This window comes from Kitasatospora sp. NPDC001603 (genome assembly GCF_040298365.1).
Classification (GTDB): domain Bacteria; phylum Actinomycetota; class Actinomycetes; order Streptomycetales; family Streptomycetaceae; genus Kitasatospora.
Map to the genome: position 1 here is coordinate 33662 of NZ_JBEPAA010000012.1, position 18513 is coordinate 52174.

The 18513-nt window shown below is 73.1% G+C and carries 1 protein-coding gene; it reads left to right on the top strand.

Annotated features, from left to right (window positions below):
* On the top strand, positions 1-18441 hold the full coding sequence (locus ABT263_RS10920; RefSeq protein ID WP_352289914.1) for a WXG100-like domain-containing protein: 18441 nt from the start codon (positions 1-3) through the stop codon (positions 18439-18441).
* The last annotated feature ends 72 nt before the right edge of the window (positions 18442-18513 follow it).

An 18513-nucleotide genomic window follows, 5' to 3' on the forward strand; every position in this document is an offset into this window, starting at 1 on the left:
ATGTCCCACTCGTCCATCCACGTCTCCCCGGGTGTGGCGAAGTTCTTCCACATCATCACCGGCATGCCCTGGCCGGAGAGCGACGAGGGGCTGCTGCGGGACGTCCGGGACGACTACCTCGCGCTGGCCCAGGACCTGCCGAAGCTGAGCGAGTACATCCTCGCCGCGGTCCAGACCTGCAACACGAGGATGGAGGGCGAGGCCGCCGAGGCCTTCAAGAAGGAGTGGGGGCGGTTCACCAGCTCGGACCCCGCCGCCGACCCCCTGCGCAACGCCGCCGGTCTCTGCACCCAGCTGGCCGAACTGGCCGGCAAGGTCGCCAACACCGTCGAGTACACCAAGTGGATGGCGATCGGCCAGCTCGTCCAGCTGATCATCGAGATCGCCTTCGCCATCGCCTGGTCCATCTTCACCGGCGGCGCCTCCCTCGTGGCGCTGGAGTGGAAGAAGATCCTGACGAGGCAGTTCCTGATCCAGCTGCTGAAGAAGCTCGTGCAGCTGATCGCCCTGCACGCCTTCGGCGGCATCGTCGGCGGCCTGATCCTGGACTCGATCATCCAGGGCATCCAGTTCAAGCGCGGTGACCGGCACGAGTGGGACACGGAGCTCACCAAGCAGGCGGCGATCTTCGGCGCTCTCAGCGGGGCGATCGGCGGGCCGCTGAACCTGCTGGGCCTGGGCCTGGGCAAGCTGCTCGGCCCCCGCCTGGCCAAGCTGTTCGTGCAGAGCGCCCTCAACGACGTGATCAAGGGGCTGGCCGGGGGTGCCCTCAAGGGAGCGGGCAAGGAACTCGGCGAGGGAGCGGCGGCCGGTGCCCTCAAGGGGATCGGCAAGGGACTCGGCGAGGGCGCGGCGGCCGGAGCTCTCAAGGGGGTCGGCAAGGAGCTCGGCGAGGGCGCGGCGGCCGGAGCCCTCAAGGGCGCGGGCAAGGAGGCCGGTCAGGGCCTGGGCCACCTGCTCGGGAACGAGGCGGCCGAGCGGTTCGCCAGGGGCATCAGCACGCTGCTGAAGGAGAACGCCCAGTACCTGTCCAAGGGCTTCAAGGCCGGGCGCAAGGTGGGCGCAGCGACCGGCGAGAAGTTCGTGCGCCAGCTCGGGGAGCTCTTCGAGAAGGAACTCGGGCAGGAAGTGGGCCACAAGCTCGCCCGGGAGATGGGCGAGCACATCGGCAAGCAGTTCGTCCAGCACTCGCTCAAGACGGTGATGAAGGAGGGCAGTCAGGAGGCGCTGAAGGAGACCCTGGAGAACCTCGCCAAGGACGCCGGCAAGGTCGCCCTCACGCCCGAACTCAAGCTGCTGGTCGAGAAGATTCCCGAACTCGCCGGCGGCGTCAACAAGATGAACAAGATGTTCTACCTCGGGCACGTGCTGGGCAGCCAGATCGAGTCGGGCATCAACCAGTACCTCACCGAGGGCATCTACAACACGATCTACAACGGCGAGTGGCAAGCCAGCGGGATGAGCTTCGTCGGCGGCTTCATGATGGGCGGCATGCGGCACATGATCATGGGGCTGGCCTCGCCGCTGACCCTGCGGTACGCCGACTTCGTCCGCGGCCTGGAGAGCTCGCGCATCACCCCGGAGAGCGGCGACAACTACGGATACCTCCACCCGCTGACCTTCCTCTCGGTGATCAGCAACATGGGTGGGTACTCGGCGCCGCTCCCGGTGCCCCGGCCCGGGCACATCGACCAGATCGCCGGGACGCGGCTGTCGGGCGGCGACGGTGCCTCGCTCAAGTCGGGCGCCGGCTCGCTGCCGTCCGTCCTCGGGTCCGGCAGCCACCACCCCGCGGAGAACGGCGAGGGTGTCCTCGCCGACCCCAAGGGCAAGACCAGCCACACCTCCTCGGTCGACGGCGGGTGGGACCCGAAGGCCCCCGCGCGACCGGTCGAGACCCAGTCCCGGGGCGACGATCGGACGGCCGCCGCCGGTCCGCCGAAGTCCACGACGGCGTCCGGCAACCGGGACACCGCCGCCCCCTCACCCGCACCCAGGACCCGTACGGGTGGCGGGCCCGAGAGCCCCGAGAACCCGAGGCCCGAGAGTCCCAGGTCCGACAGCCCCAGGTCCGACAGCTCCAAGTCCGACAGCCCCAAGTCCGAGAACGCCGGCGCCGGGGAGCGCGGCAGGACCGCGACGGCGTCCGCGGACGCCAACGGCCAGGGCAGCGCGAAGCCGCAGGCGCCCGCGCCCGACTCGGCGCGCCGCACCACGGTCGTCGACGAGCACGCCGAACCGCCCCTGAGCGAGCCCAGGAACACGGCGGGCGGGCCCGGGGGAGCGGGCGGGCGAGCGGGGACGGACAGCGGCCCGCAGCCGCAACCGCAGGCGCCCGCGAACGGTGACCGGAGCACGGCCCCGGTGCCGCCGCCCCTGCGCACCAGCACCGACGGCCCCGGCGACGCCACCGCGCCGACCCCGCCCGGCCGCCTCGACCCGAACCGGCCGGACGTACCGGCCGAGGGTTCGAAGACCCCGGACCCCAGGACGACGGACCCCAAGGGCCCGGAGCCCAGGACCCCGGACGTGCCGGTCGCGGACCCGAACCGCCCCGCCCCGAACGGGCCGGTGCCGCCCGCCACCCCGCCCCGCGACCCCAAGCCCGGCGGCCCCAGGCCCGACGGTCCCACCGACCCGCACGGCCCCGACGGCCCGCCCGTCCCCATCACCACCCACACGCCCTCCGGTCACGCCTACCACCGGGTCGACGCACCCGAGCACGCCAAGGTGCCGGCCGGCGACGAGCGGCGCACGGCCTGGCAGGACAAGCAGCAGGAGCTCGCCGAGCGGCACGACACCGTGCTCGCCGAGGCCGAGGCGAAGGAAGCCCTGCACAGCGAGGTCGAGGAACACCTCATCGAGGGCCACGCCGAGCTGCCCCGGGAACTGCGCGCCCTGACCGGCCCGGGCACCGAGGCGTGGCGACGCACCGCCGCCGACGTGCAGAGCGACATCGAGGCCCGCCCGCACGAGCGGGAGGAGATCCTCGCCGGCGCCGCCGACCGCCTGGAGCTGGCCGGCGCCCGCGAACTCGCCCTGCGGGTCGCCGTCACCCGCTTCGACCACCTGCTCACCGAACGCGGCCTCGACCCGGCGGCCACCGGCGGCGACCACCCGAGTGCGGAGATCCGCCGGGAGGCCTCCGAGCGCTTCCGCTCCGACGCCGAACGCGACATCTCCCAGCTGTACGCCACCCGCGCCGATCTCACCCCCGAACGCAACGCCCTGGCCAGCCGGGCTCTGGAACACCGGCTGCGCCGGGCCGCCGGGGACCTGGAGGTCCGTCAGGCCCGCGCCACGCAGACCGAGCGGATCGAGCGGGCGGTGGAGGACGCCCACGCCGACTGGAAGCGGGAGAACCTCTCCGAGTCGGACCGCGCGCTGCTGGACGCGGTCGGCGTGCCGAAGGACGCCCGGGTGTCGGAGGAGGCCCGCGACCAGGTCGCCGAGGCCATGCGCGAGCGGCTCGCCGAGGTCCACGGCCGCCACCAGGAGCGGACGGCCCTGGACGCCGACGAGAACGGGCCGGGCACCGGCCGCCGGGACGAGGACACGTTCCTGGTGATCGAGGACGAGAACGGCGACGACCTCGCCCCCTCCGACCCCGCCCGCAGGGGAAGGGACCGGCTCGAAGCCGACTTCCGGGACGTCTTCGAGAGCCACCGCGGCGGCCTGTCCCACGACTTCACCGTCCAGGCGGTCCGCGAGACCGTGCTGAAACGCTCCATCGACGCGGTGGAGGACGCGGTCGGGGCGTGGAAGACCAGTGCCCCCGAGCAGTTCGGCGTCGAGGCGCTGCGCGAACTGGGCCTGGCCGACGGCCCGTCCGCGGGCGCGGTGGCCGCCGCCCGCGCCCAGCTCGCCCGCCTCACCGACCGCGCGGTCACCGAGCACACCGCCGCCGACCGTGACCCGGCCCGGCTCAAGGAGGAACTCGACCGGCTGACCGACCCGGCCGAGATCAACCGTCTGCTGGCCCTGCACGGTGCCCGCGAGGAGGCGCTGCGCGTCGCCGAGGACACCGCCCGCACCAAGGTCCCGCACGACCTGGGCGGCCTCGACACCGCCGACGGCAGCGGCCACGGGACGGCGACGGCCGCCTCCGTCGAGACGGCCCTGGGACGGCCGGCGCGCGGCAGCCGTACCGACCGCTCCGAACCGCCGGCCTCCGCCGCGGCCCGGCGCGTGCGCGAGGGCTACACCGAGCGGGTCCGCGCCGCGTTCGAGGAGAACTTCCGCTCCCTGCTGCGCGACGCGGACGCCGACCACAAGGCCGGCCTGCCCGAGCGGCTGGAGCAGTGGCGCCTCGAACGCGAGCGGCTGACCGAGGGCCTGGACCGGCACGTCGCCTTCGAACGCGCCGTGCTGCCCGCCCGCGAGCACGCCGCCGCCGGCTACGACCGCCTCGCCGAGAGCCGCAAGGTGTCGGACGAGACGGTCCAGGAACTGAAGACCCGCTACGGCGGCGAGTTCTTCGACGCCTACAAGGACCACTGGGGTCCGGAGGACCTGAACGGCGAGCACTGGCGCGGCCACGAAGCGGCCAACGAGAACGTCTTCGGCCGCCGCCCCTCCGAGGAACGGCCCGAGGTCAAGCCCGAGGCCAAGCCCGAGGTCAAGCCCGAGACGAAGCCCGAGGCCAAGCCCGAGGTCAAGCCCGAGGCCGAGACGAAGCCCGAGACCAAGCCCGAGACCAAGCCCGAGCCGACCCCCGTACCCGGGCCGCTCACCCCGTCCGGCCCCCTCGTCCGGCCCCGGGACAGCGTCCGTGAGCCGTCCTCGGGCACGAAGCGGGACGGGGTCCGCCCCGAGGGTCACGAGCTCGCCGAGCAGGGCGACCGCCGCCCTCACACCCCCGCACCCGAGGACGGGGGCGCCGCGACCACCGGGCCGTTGCAGGAGCGGGCACGCCCGACGCTCCTGACGACCGGGCAGGACCACGAGGGCACCGGGTCCCGCCGTGAGGTGCAGGAGCCGGCACACCAGGTGCCGGCCGGGAAGGAGCGTCAGGCCACCGAGGACGCCGTCTACCCGGTGGCGCAGCGCACGCCCGCGCAGGCCCCGCCGCCTCCGCCGCCCCCGCCGCCGGGCGGTCCGTTGGCACCCCCGCCGCCGGGTGGTCCGCCGCCCCCGCCGCCGCCGGGTGGCCCGTTGGCACCCCCGCCGCCGGGTGGTCCGCCGCCGCCCCCGCCGCCGGGTGGCCCGTTGGCGCCTCCCGTGCCGGGTGGTGCGGGACAGCCCGTCGCCGCGCCGTTCGTGCCGGTGCCCTCGCACGGGCCGGTCCAGGAGGTCCGGGAGCAGCACCGCGCCGAGGACGAGCAGCACCTCGCCGCACTGCCGCCGCACACCGGCGGGACGCCGACCGTGTCCCCGGCCGACGCCGCTCTCGGGCATCAACTGAGCGAGCGCTACCCGCGGATCAGCCTGGTCGACCCGGGCTCACCCGGCAGCGGCCACCAGGTCGCCTTCCTGCGAGTGCTGGAAGGCCTGGCCAGGATGGGCTATTCCGGCGAGGTCCACCTGACGTTCGCGCGCGGCAAGGCGCCGTTCTACGCCGAACGGCTCGGCCGTTCCGTCGACCTGGAGCACCCGCGGCGCTCCTACGAGCTGTTCCACAGTCCGTGGACGGGCGTCCACCAGGGGATGCGGGTGACCGCACACCCGGCGGGAGCGCCGCTGGACGTCGCGTACAACCCGGTCGAGCGGCGGATCGCCGCCGACGTGGAGACGTACTGGAAGTACTTCGCCTGGACCGGGGCGACGCCCGAGGGGGCCTGGCTGGACTCCAGCAGGCCGAGCGCACCCGTGCGCAGCCGGTACCTGGGCGACAGTCCGCAGATCCAGCAGGACTTCCGGAAATCCGTCACGAGAGAGGACAACCGCGACCGGCCGATCAGCCCCGACCAGCACCTGACCCCCGACCTCCTGACGGCCGGCGCCCAGTCCTCCGGGCAGGGCCGGACGCTGACCGTCTTCGCCGCCCTGGACGCTCCGCACGGCGGGGACACGGCCGGCTACTTCGAGCAGAACCTGACCTCGTCCCTGCGGGAGATGACCGGGGAGCAGGACCCGGACGTCCTGGTCCTGCAGCCCTTCCTGTGGGACAGCCACCCCCGGCAGATCCGCCGCGGGGACGACGTCCTGGCGGAGCTCTGGCACGACCAGGGCGCCACCGTCACCTACCCCTTCCGCCCGCAGCCCGTCCCGGAGGACCTCCCGGGCCACGTCCGCGACCACTGGCCGGCGGCCACCGGCGCCGACGACCCGGTTCCGGACCTGGTCGCCGACCTCCTGCGGCGCGCCCAGAACAGCGAGATCCGGCTGGCCACCGCCTACTACGGAGACTCCATCGACGGCACGGTCCGCCACCGGGACATGGCCACCCGGATGGAAGCCGCGCTGCGGGAGGTCCCGGGGCCGCCCCGTCCGTCGGTCGTGGTCCTGCTGGGAGCCGGGCCGAACGAGCGACAGAACCCCGCGGAGCTGCTGGCCGGCCTCCGGGGCCTCTCCGACGCGCCGTCCGGCGACGGCGGCGCCCACCAGCTGCGGCTGGGACGCGTGGAGCCGGCGGTGATGGAACTGTTCGAGCGGTACTCGACCCTGGTCGTCACCGAGGGCGCCAACACGTGGCAGGAGATCCTCACCCTCGCCACCCCCGGCATCTCGGCCCGCCCGGGCGGCGAGACCCGCCCCTGGACGCTGGCACCGAACGGCACCCAGTCACAGGGCGGCCACCGGATCGGTGAGGCCTCCGCGGCGCTCGCCACCGGGAACACCACGGAGCTGGCCACGTTCCTGCACGACCTGGACGACCCGACCGGCGAAGTGCGCGAGTACCTGGACGCCTGGCGCGAGTCCCTGAGCGCCGACGCCAACGACCAGTTCCGCAGCGCGGTCGAACAGCTCCTCGGCCAGCCGGAGCCCCCGGCCGGCGGGAACACCGGGGCGGCGACGGCGGTCCACCAGCCCGCCCAGGCGCCGGCCGGGCCCGCCGCCGTACCCCCGCCGGTGCGGGAGCCGGGGCCGGTCGCGCCGTCCGAGGGGCCGGGTGCGGTGCTGCCCGCCTCGTCCTGGGCCGACATCCGCACGTCGGCGCCGCCCGCGCGGATGGAGACGGTGCGTTTCGACCCCCTGGTGCGCGGTCAGGGGGGGCCGGGCGCCATCGCCGGGCCCGGGGTGCGCGAGCAGTACGAGGCCCGGCAGTTGAGCCTGGGCGGGCTGCACGGCGCCGACACCACGATCAGCTACGACGCGCGGCGCTTCGAGGTCCGCCCCGGGCACTGGGTCACCGAGTTCACGCTGAACCTGCACCTGCAGGGGCCGGACGGCCGCCCGCTGCCCGCGCACGAGGCCACCCGGATGCTCGACCGGGTCCGGTCGGTGGTCGACGAACGCTTCAACGAGCGATTCCGCCTGCCCGGCGGGGACCAGGTGCACCTGCGGGTGGACGGCACGCCGGACGCGGCCGGCGCGCACCAGACGGTCACCGTGGTTCCCGGTCGCGAACGCAGCGACCAGTTCACCTGGTCCGACGAGAGCCCGCCCGGCGTGCTGCTGCACGAGGCGCTGCACTACCTCGGCCTGCCGGACGAGTACGTCGAACCGGCGGCGAAGCCGGGCGACGCGTTCGCGCTGCGCCGCCGCGACCGATGGGCCGGCGAGAACGGTGTGATGGGCACCTCGGCCCACCGGGACGACTTCACGGTGCTGCCCCGGCACCTGGAGCGGATCGAGGACGTCCTGCGCTCGGGCCCGGTCCTGCGTGACCTGCCGCTCGGGCAGGAGCGCCCCCGCCCGGAGACGGTGGACGCGCCACCGACGCAGCGGCACCCGGAGACGGTCGAAGCGCCGCTGACGCAGCGGCACCCGGAGGCCGAGGGCCCCGGTGCGCTGACCCCGACCGACAGCGCCCCCCGCGCCGGCGAGGTCGCCACCAGCAGGGCACCGAACGCTCCGGCGCCGGTGCACGAATCACGCGTGAACGTGCTGGACGACGGCCGGCTGTACCACGTCGTCGACGTGCCGGGCGACGGTGACTGCCTGCTCCACGCCGTCCTCGCCGGCGCCCGCGGGCTGGACGGCTGGGCACACGGCGACCTCACCGTCAACGGGCTGCGCGAGCTGGCGTCGCAGTGGTTCCGCAGTGACGCCGGCGCCGTGCTGCGCCACAACGCCGACAACACCGGGCAGCGGCCCCAGGACCGTCTGGAACCGAACGAGCGCACCCGGACCTGGCAGGTGTACCGCAACCCCGGGGACGAGCAGCCGTCGACGCTCTCCGCCGACGACCTCGGGAACCTGCGCATGAGCGACCTGTACGACATGGGGCTGCGCAACCGGTCCCTGTGGAACACCTCCTTCTACGACCAGGCGCCGGCCGTCATCGCCCACGCCCTCGACATCCACCTCGTGATCCACCAGGGGAACGCCCGCACCGCGTTCAACTCCGGTGCGCAGGGCCGCGAGGTGCACGTCTACCGCGATCCCGGCGAGGGCCTGGCCGCGCACTACTCGGCGCTGCGCCCCGACACCCGGGCGCCGGTGGCGGTGGAGACCACCCGTCCCGTCGACCCGCAGGTGGCGAAGGAGCTGGCCGGCCGCGTCAAGCCGGACATGGTCGTCGTCACCATGGAGCCCGGGCAGCCGGTCTTCCGGGTGACCGATGCCGTGACGCTGCGGGGTTACCTCATCCAGGGCAAGATCGGCGCGGTCAAGAACAAGGAGGGGTGGTCCCAGCTGGGGCCCGGGCTCTACACCGGCCACGACTTCGGTCACGCCGCCGCCTACAGCGACACCCTCTCCAACCTGCCGGTGGTCATGGAGTTCGCCCTCTCCCGCGGGGCCACGGGCCTGAAGGTGGAGAACATCACCCAGAACTGGACGGACAAGGAAGTCCCGCAGACGCTGGCGAAGTACGACTTCCTCACCGACGGGACGCAGTTCAAGTTCCACCCCCGCTTCTACGACGGCCTCCTCCGGGAAGGGACGCAGTCCGCGGACAAGCAGAGCGGCCTGCGGATCGCCGGCCTGAAGGTGAAGGAGGGCGAAGCGCTCTGGAACCACTACCGGACCGAGGACTTCGTCCCGGAGTTCGACGGCTACCTGATCAAGGCGCACCAGGACAAGGCGGCCCAGCACCCGCGGAGCCAGGACGCGCCCGGCCCCCTCCGCGAGCCGGATCCGGTCCCGATGAACGCCGTCCTGGAAGCCGCCCCGCCCGCCTCGCCCGGGGACCTCAGGCGCATCGCCTACCGCGAGCACGCCGAGGCCTTCGAGCGGCGGCTGGCCACTCACCTGCTCCAGCGCGAGGACGTCCAGCGCGAGGTCAAGAAGGTCGTGGACCTGGCCTGGGCCATGACCACCGGCGACAAGGACAAGGTCAAGTTCGGCTCCAGGAGCACGGGCACGACCGGCATGGTCGGAACCGACCGGCACCTGCTGCAGGAGGTCGTCGACCGCGGCAACCTCCGGGAGCGCATGGCCCTGCTCTACAACGGCTACACCTCCAACCACTTCGCCAAGCTCGTCCGACAGCGGCAGCTGCCGCGACCGGAGCAGCTGACGCGGGAACGGGCGGACCGCCACGACATCGGCGCCGAGGTCGTCAACCCGTTGACCGCGGAGATCAAGAAGGTCTACGGGGAACTGCTGAAGGGGCCCGCCGGCGAGCCCCAGCAGCCGGCGGTCTTCGGACCGTTCCGCACCGACGAACCGTACGGCCCCGTCATCGACGGCATCCGGGACGACTACGCCCGGCGCCGGAGCCAGCCGATCGGGGACTGGGAGCGCAAGCAGGTGGTCGAGGCCGCGCAGAAGGCGGCGGAGCGCCGGGCCAGGAGCATCCTCGAAACCGACCGCAACCCGCTCGACGTCAACCCGCCGCTGGGCCGGGGCGAGTGGTACAGCGCCGTGGACAAGGACGGCCGGCTCGGCTGGCAGCCGGGTGCCAAGAGCTTCCACTACAAGCTCGGTTCCAAGTTCCAGCAGGACGCCCACGAGAGCGGGGGACTGGTCGTCAGCGGCACCTCCGGCACGGCCTTCGGGATGCTCCAGGCCGTCAAGGAGCTCGCCAGGACGAAGGAGGGCAGAGCGGCCCTCGCCGACATGAAGGCCGAGCCCGTCGACTTCGAGCTGTTGAGGCTGGGGCTGCTCGGCTGGATGGTGGAGTCGGACGACCACACCTTCCACGAGATCATGACCGGTTCCCGGTTGTTCTCGGAGAGCCTCACCCCGGAGGAACGCGCGGACCCGAACCTCGCCAGGACGGACCTGACCTACAACGACACCTACCACCGCTACCGCTTCCTCGCCCCGCTGACCGAGCACGAGCTGCGGACGGACGTGGCGCCGGAAGGGCGCTTCCCGGACGAGCACCTGGTGGGGGACTGGTCACTCGACGACCTGGCCGACCCCCATCCCGACCCGGACCCCGACCCGGACCGCGTCCCCGACCCCGGCGGCGACCTCCACCGGCCGGCCGGCGCGCCGCCGGTCCCTGTCGATCCGGTCGCGGTGGACCTGGCCCGGCGTCACCTCACCGCCGCGGCCGAGAACCCGGCACTCCGCGAGTTCATGGGGCGGATCAGGAACGGCGCGTTCACGAGCAAGCGCGACGACGAGGGCATGCTCAGGGTCCGTGAAGGAGAGCGGTACGAGTCCCTGCTCGGAGACGTGCAGGCGTTCCTCGACCACGCGCAGGCGATCCAACCGGCCGGGGCGCAGGCGACGGAGGGATCGCTGAACCTGTACCGGGCGGTACGGATGGACCCCCAGGGCCGCGAACGGGACGTCTTCACCGAACTGCTGCCGTCGTCCACCTCCTTCGACCGGCAGTTCGTCCAGGACTGGATGGCGAACGGGGGCGGAGCCGACAACTACGCGCTGTTCGAGATCCATGTGCCGCTGTCCCATCCCATGCTGGCGCTGTCGTTCCCGCCGGGCCACGCCAGGGCGGAGAACGACCCGGCGCCGGTGAACGAGAACCAGTCCGAGGTGACGCTCGGCCCCAGCCACCTGAGGGTGATCGCGCGGGAGGAGGACGGCCGCTTCCACGTCATCCGGGTGGACACCGACCCCATGTCGGTCGACGACATCCGGGCCGAGGTCGCGAACTCGTCCAGCAGCATGTCGATGCCGGACGCTTTTCAGGCCTTCAGCCGGTTCTTCAGCGAGGGCTCGCTGCGGACCGCCTACCCCCACGACCTCGCGCCCTACCACCGCATCACGGAGTCGTGGTCGCCGGACGGCCTCCAGAAGACCGTCAGGATCGAGCACCCCCACGAGAAGTTGAGCGGACAGTTCCTGGAGGTGACGATCAGCCACCAGGGCGAATCGGTCTCGGTCCTCTGGCGCTCCAGCGACGACACGCCGTCCGATGGAGGCGAACCCTACGTGCGGGATCCGCTGGTCTACGACGCCACGAAGATCGGCGACGTGAGCGGGAGCCTTCGCGCGCAGAAGCTGGCCGAGCACGTCAGCTTCGAGTCGATCGAACTCCCGCTCGACTGGTACGACCCCGACGTGGTGCCCGAGGCGCCGGACGCACCGAGCGTCCTCGACAACGGCTCTGACCGCCACCAGCCCTTCACCGACGGCGAGTTGGTGACCCACGCGATCGTCGGCGAGGACGGCGTCAACGTCGGGCGTTCCTTCCACACCGAGGCGGACTTCGGCCTGCGCCGGGAGACGCACCTGAACTTCCCCTCGGAGCGGACGGCCGCCGAGAACCAGGTCGCCAACCCGGACTTCGCACCGGAGCAGAACGTCCGCCCCGACGGCGGCTTCGACTGGGCGGCCGTCCATCGGGGCGAGAACAAGCCCGGCGAGCGCGACGGCGACGACGCGGACGTCCAGGTGCCGTGGGATCCGAAGAGCAAGCCGTACTTCGCCAACCTGCACGGCGCCGAGAACTGGTTGAAGGTCGCGGTGCGCACGCCGGACGGCAAGGAGGGCTACAAGTCCGTCTCGTACGGGGACTTCGGCGGCAGGCTGAACCGCCGGGCGAGCCTGTCCGCCCGGCCGGAGGAGTCGCCGGTCGTGCTGCTGGCCTGCGAGGCGGGCCTGTCCCGCGTGAACCTGGGGCTGATCGCCGACGCCACCGGGCGCACCGTGCACGCGACGACCGGCAAGACCTACGTCGCCAAGGAGGCCGACGGCAGCACCAGGCTGGTCCAGCTGCGCCGGCCCGGCCAGGACCGCCCCGAGTTCGTCACCGTCCACCCCACCGGCAAGGACACCGGCGGCGACCCGGGCACGGCCGCTCACCGCACCGTCACCGAGACCACCGCCGCGCACGGGACCGACGAGAACACCCCCACCGTCCCCACCGTCATCGACGCCCACGACGAGATCACCGTCCTGGCGGAACACGGCGAGAGCACCGTGCCGGCCGCCCAGGACGGGAACGCCCGGCCGCCGCTCGACGGCGGGCCGATGCGCCTGACGGACCACCCGTCCGACGTCCCGATGCGCATGCCCGGCCCGGACGCGCTCGACCCGTTCCGGGCCGAGCGCGCGGGGGACCAGCTGGGCGACCTGCGCCGGCGGCTCGCCGACCTGCCCGAGGGCAGCCCCGAACACCGGCAGCTGCAACGGGAGATCGACCGGGCGCAGGAGAGGCGCCGGTCCGCCTTCACGACCTTCCTCGACCACGACGGGAGCGACCTCGCCGCCGCCGCGCGGGGACGCGAGGAGGAGATCGCAGGGCTGCGGACGCAGACGCCGACCCCGGGGACCTGGCAGGAGGACCACCGGCGCCGGCAGCTGGACACGCTGGAGCTGGAGGTCCGCGAACTCCAGGCCGAACTCGACCGCCACGTCCTGGACGCCGAGTCCAAGCAGCGGATGGTCCCCAGCGCGCAGGACCTCGCACTGGTGGCGCACCTGCGGGAGCCGCTGAAGCACCCGCTGGAGGAAGGGGCACACCCGCCGGCGCTCCTGGACCGCCTCACCCGCGCCCGAGTCGACTGGACCTCCCTGCACCCGGTCCAGGCGGCCGCCCTGGTCATGGTCGAACGCAAGGCGATGGCCTTCGAGCAGCGCGACCGCGCCCTGCTCACCGAGCGGCTGACCGCGCCCACCGGCGAGTGGGCGTGGGCGGCGAAGTACCCCCGGGACACACCCGAGGCGGTCGACCGGCTGATCACCGACGTCGAGAACCACATGCGCGACACGATGTACATCGCCACCAACTTCCACTTCGACCAACCGCTCAACGCCAACCGCCAGACCACCTTCGGCACGTCCGGCCGCGGCTTGGGCGGGTGGGGATCGAAGTCGAAGACCCTGCTGGACAAGCTGATGGCCGACAAGCAGGGGCTGTTCCGCAACGCCTGGGAGACCGGCGCCTCGCAGGCCGCGGTCGTCCCCTCGCGCCGCGGCGGCGTCGAGGAGCACTTCGGCTACGCGCCCGCTCTGCGCCGCAGCCACGACACCCGCCACCTCTACCAGGACACCGGCAGCGACGACAGCCGGTTCAAGCCCGCGAAGGACGACCGCGGCCTGCTGCCCAAGTACGGGGCGCTGGTCTCCGACCTGCAGCCGTTCGGCGTGGCACGCCGCTACGGCGCGTTCGCGCTGCACTGGTCCGACGACATCCGGGGCCGCGTCACCCACACCCCCAACGACTCCTGGACGGCGCGCGAGAAGGGCGCCCTGTCGGTGACCTCCGACTCCCACCTGCTGCCGCTGCTGCTGTGGGGCGAACCGGCGATGGTCGAACGGGTCTTCGGCGAGGCGACCGGCTTCCGGCACGACCCGGACTTCGGGGCGCGGATGCTCACCGAAGGCATGGACACCAACAGCTACTTCGAGACGCAGATCCACGGCCCGCTGTCCTGGCGCGACCTGCGCCACGTCGTCATCAGCCACCAGCGGCCGAGCGACACCCCCGTCCCCCGGCGCGACCAGCAGCTGCCGACCAGGGAGCGGGCCGAGGAGATCGCCGACAAGCTCCGCGCGTTCGCGGCCAAGAAGGGCCACACCTTCACGGTGGAACTGCGCCCGGCCGGCACCATGCCGGAGCGCAACCGCCCGCAGGACGTCCTGGTCCCCACCGCCGCGCCCGCCCCGGCCCCGCAGCCGCACCCGGGTGCCGGCGCCGGCCTGACCAGCAGCAGCAACGACCAGGTCCACAGCACGACCGAGCAGCTCGTCGGCCAGCCCGAACCCCCGGCCGGGGGGAACACCGGCGCGACGACGGCGGTGCGCCGGCCCGCCCAGGCTCCGCCGGTTCCCGAGCAGGCTCCGCAGGTTCCCGAGCAGGCTCCGCCGCAGAGCGCCCCGGTGCCGCCCGCCGTCCAGCCACCTGCCGTCCTGCCGCCCGCCGTCCTGCCCCCCGCCGCGAACCGGGACGTCCCCGCCACCCGGACGGGCCTGCGGATGGCCTCCGGCGCGTTCGTCGGGGACGAAGGACGGAACAACAACCGCCCGGCCGACGTCCTGGCACTGAACCGCCGACTGGAGGACCTGGGCGCCGTGGCACCGGACCGGGCCGAACAGGTCCGGCAGGACACGGAGCCGTTGCAGCGCCGTATCGAGGCCCGGGCCAGGAACCGCAACGCCCCACCGCTCAGGCTGCCGGTGCCCCCGGCGACCGTCGAGCCGCTCGTCCGGGCCACGGCCGAACACCTCGCCTCGCCGCTGGTACCCGAGCACGCCGGCGCGCTCGGCCTGACGCTCTCCGCCAGTGTCGGCCCCGGTGGTGCCAACCACCGCGCGGACGTGACCGCAGTGGGCCGCAGGCTGCACGACCTGGACCTGCTCGCCGACAGCGACCGCGGCGCCCTCGACCACCCGGCCGACGGCGGCGCACTGCCACCGCCCGTCCTGGACGCCCTCCTGACGCTGCGCGCCGACCACCTGGCCGGCTGCTTCGACCTGCCCGCCGCGGAGGGCGGCCGGCAGCTGGCGCAGGCCATGCACGGCCTGTCCGAGCGCGGGGTCGTCCTGGACTGGCGTGCCTCGGGCGCCCTCGACCTGGAGCGCACCGCCTTCGCGGACTGGGCGCTGGAAGGCCCGGCGGACCAGCCGCCGCCGTTCGCGCAGGACACCACGCTCAACTGCTGGGAGTCCGTCCTGCTCACCGCGCACACGGCCGGGCTGATCAACTGGGACCGGATCCACGACCTCTACGCGGCCGACCTGACGGGCCCCCAGTGGACGGCCAACCTGATCGCCGGCCTGCTGCCGCACACCAGGACCACCTACGACGCGAACGATCCGCACACGCCGCTCCCGCGTGCGGGCGACATCGTCGTCTTCGGTCGGGGCGACCACGTCGCCGTCGCCACCGGCCGCACGGACGAGCACGGCGCGCCGCGCCTGCTGAGCTTCGGCGTCAGCCCCACGGACGACCCGGCCGAGGTCAACCGGGTGATCGAGCTCAGCGCGCCGGACCTCTACACAGGCCCCGCCGAGTTCGGACCCGGCCCCTGGAGCGAGCGCCCGGCACCCGACCAGGTGGCGTCGCAGGAGTCCGCGCACCCGGAGGCCGCGCTGACGACGGTGCCCGACGCCGGGCACTTCGGTCCGGGTCCCGAGCACACGCCGGCCGCGGACCCGCCGGTCACCGGCCGTCGCGGCGAGCTGCGCGAGGCGCTGGTCCACCACGAGGCCTCGGGCGCCTACCGGCTGGACGACCCGGCGGTCGGCGAGCAGGCCCGGCAGCGGATGGCCGGGACACTGGACCGCTTCCCCACCGACGAACGCTTCCTCACCGTGGCGATGCACACCGGCCCCGACGGCGTGCCGCGCTGGCAGAACACCCGGGTCACCGAGGGCGAAGTCGCCGACCTGCTCGCCTCGTTGTACGAACAGCGGGCCTGGGACGGGAACAAGCCGGTGCAGCTGGTGGCCTGCTCGTCGGCCCGCGAGGGCGAGATGTCGTTCGCCGCCGGCGTGCTGCGGGAGCTGCGCCTGCGTCTGCCCGGCCTGGACCTGGAGGTCTACGCCCCCAGCGGCCTGGCCTGGTTCGCGCCCCCGGTCTCGGGGCCGTTCCGCAGCGACCCGCACGGCCCCGGGGCGCTGGTGGTCGCCCGGCAGGTCGCCTTCGACAGTGCCGGCCGTCCCGTCCTAGTGGAGGGTGGCGGCTGGGTGAGCCTGACGGCCCCGCGCGGCGCGTCCCCCGACGCCCCGCCCGTGGTGCGCACCGTCGGCGCCCACCTGCCGGTGAACGGAACCCTCCCGCCGCGTTCGGAGTCGGCGCCCGAGGGCTACACCGTGATTCCGGACCGGTCCGCGCCGAACGGCGACCGGTTGGCGTCGCACAGCGACGCGGTGGCGTTCTCCGGACGCCGGCGCAAGGGCGGGATCGCGGACTCGGACTCGAGTTCGGACTCGGGCTCGGACCCGGGCGAGGGCCCGAGCTCGGGCAAGCGCATCCGGCCGAACGATCCCTCCGATTCGGACGAGGAGATGGTGTCGGACGACGACACCGGCAGTGAGCTCGCCGATTCGGCGGAGGACTACCGCGACCTCCTGCGGGTCGTGGACAGGCGTTCCGACCAGCTCGCGGCCCTGTGGGGGAGGGCCGACGCGGGCAATGCCTCGGAAGCGGTCTTCACCCGGATCAGGGCCGAACGCGATGTGCTGACGGCCATCCAGAACGTCGGCCTGGTGCACTCGGTGCGGGCGGCCGACGCGCTGCTGGGGCTGCTGAACCACGAAACGGAGAACCGGCGCCAAGACCTGACCGACCGCCGCGACGCCCTGGCCGAGCACGCCGTCCCACCGCCCTCCGCCGACCGGTTCCAGGCGCTCCACACCGAGGTGATGGGCCGCTACGACCCCGAGGGCGGCAACCTCGCCCAGAACTGCGAGTTCCGGGCCCACGCCCTGTCCGAGCTCATCGCCGCGGCAGACCCGGGGATCGGCCGCCAGCACCTCGCCAAGGTCTGGGCCTATCCCGCTACCGAGCACGGGCGGCTCCACCCGGACCACGAGTGGAACCACCACGTCGCGGTGCTGGTCGAGACAGCGGGAGAGAGCCGGGTGATCGATCCGCTGCTCTTCCCCGACCGTGCGGTCCGGTTGGCGGACTGGCAGGCGGTGCTCGCCATGCCCGGGCAGGGCGCGCCGCTGACGCACCGGGCGCCGTGGGAGTTCTTCGGCGCCCCGGACCGCGAAGGCCGGCTGGACACCGAGTCCGCTGCTCTGATCGACGGGGCGACCAGGCAGCAGATCGACGGCTGGAAGCGCCAGGGCCCGACCTCGGTGGACGGCGCGCACGTCTTCGGGGACGCCGAAGCCAAGAGCACCGACGCCAAGAGCACCGACGCCAAGAGCACCGAGTCCAAGAGCAGCGAATCCAGGAGCACCGACGCCCTCACGTCCGACCTGGTCGAAATGGCGCTGTCGGGCAAGCGGACGGCGACCGACTCGGAGGGGGAGGGGAAACCGGAGGAGGCGACGGAGGGGAAGGGCAAGGACAAGGCGGAGGACACCGCCGAGGACACCGTCGTGAAGCCGGACCCCGACACCGTGGAGGCGGCGAGGGCGGTGCTGGACGACTCCCTCCTCGCCCCGCTCTTCGCCGGCACCGACGTGACCAAGACCTACGCCGTCATCGGCCTGGAGTTGAAGGGCGACAAGAGCTGGCAGACCACGGAGGCCGTCACCAACGGCAGGGACGAGTCCGTCAACGGCAGCCGGTCGCTCCAGGCCGCCGACCGCTGGGCGCAGGAGAACGGCCTGCGGACGCAGCGCTACGACGCCGAGGTGAAGGGGCTGGCGAAGGCCTTCCAGCAGATGGCGGGCTGGGGTTTCACGCCGGTGCCCCATCCCTCGGAGAACCGCGGCAAGCCTCCGGAGAAGGCGGCCCGGCAGCCCGGCGCCGCAGCGCTTTCCCAGCCCGAGGGCGTGCTCACCGTGCTCTCCTCCCGAGGCACGTGCGCGAGCTGCAAGGAGGTCGTCAAGGACTTCCGGGAGGCGTTCCCGAAGGTCAGCACCTACGTGGGGTACACGATCGCCGCCAAGCAGAAGTCGACGTCCTCGGACCAGGAGCGCACGTACACGAGGGACGGTAAGGAGGTACCGGGCACCATCGAGTACGGCTGGAAGCAGACGTCCAGGCTCAACTCCACCAGCGCGTACCTGCCCAAGGGGAAGGACATCGCCTTCAAGTACTTCCCCTCGAAGGACGGCGAGGCCGCCTGGAACGAGAGGCTCGCGGACAGGGCGGCCGAGGAGGCGGCCGCGGCACGGCGGGCGGCGGAGGCCGAGGCCCTGAACGTGATCGACGGAGCGGTCAGGCCGAAATCGGCGGAGAGGGTGATGAAGTTCGTCGAGGACTACACCGGTACGGAGGACGACTTCGTCACGCAACTCGACAAGCACATGAAGAGCGGCTTTCTGGCGTGGAAGCTCACCCCCGAACTGCGAGCCGCCCTCCCGCTCTGGTTCAAGCGCAACCCGCGGCCGGCCATCAAGGGCAGCAGCTGACCGGCTCCGCGCCCCACCCGGTGAACACCGCCCGCTCCGGGCGCCGTTGCCCCGGGTGGGGGCACCCGGAGG

Excerpts from the sequence above, each read along its gene's own strand:
- ABT263_RS10920 (WP_352289914.1), top strand. The coding sequence starts at position 1 with ATGTCCCACTCGTCCATCCACGTCTCCCCGGGTGTGGCGAAGTTCTTC.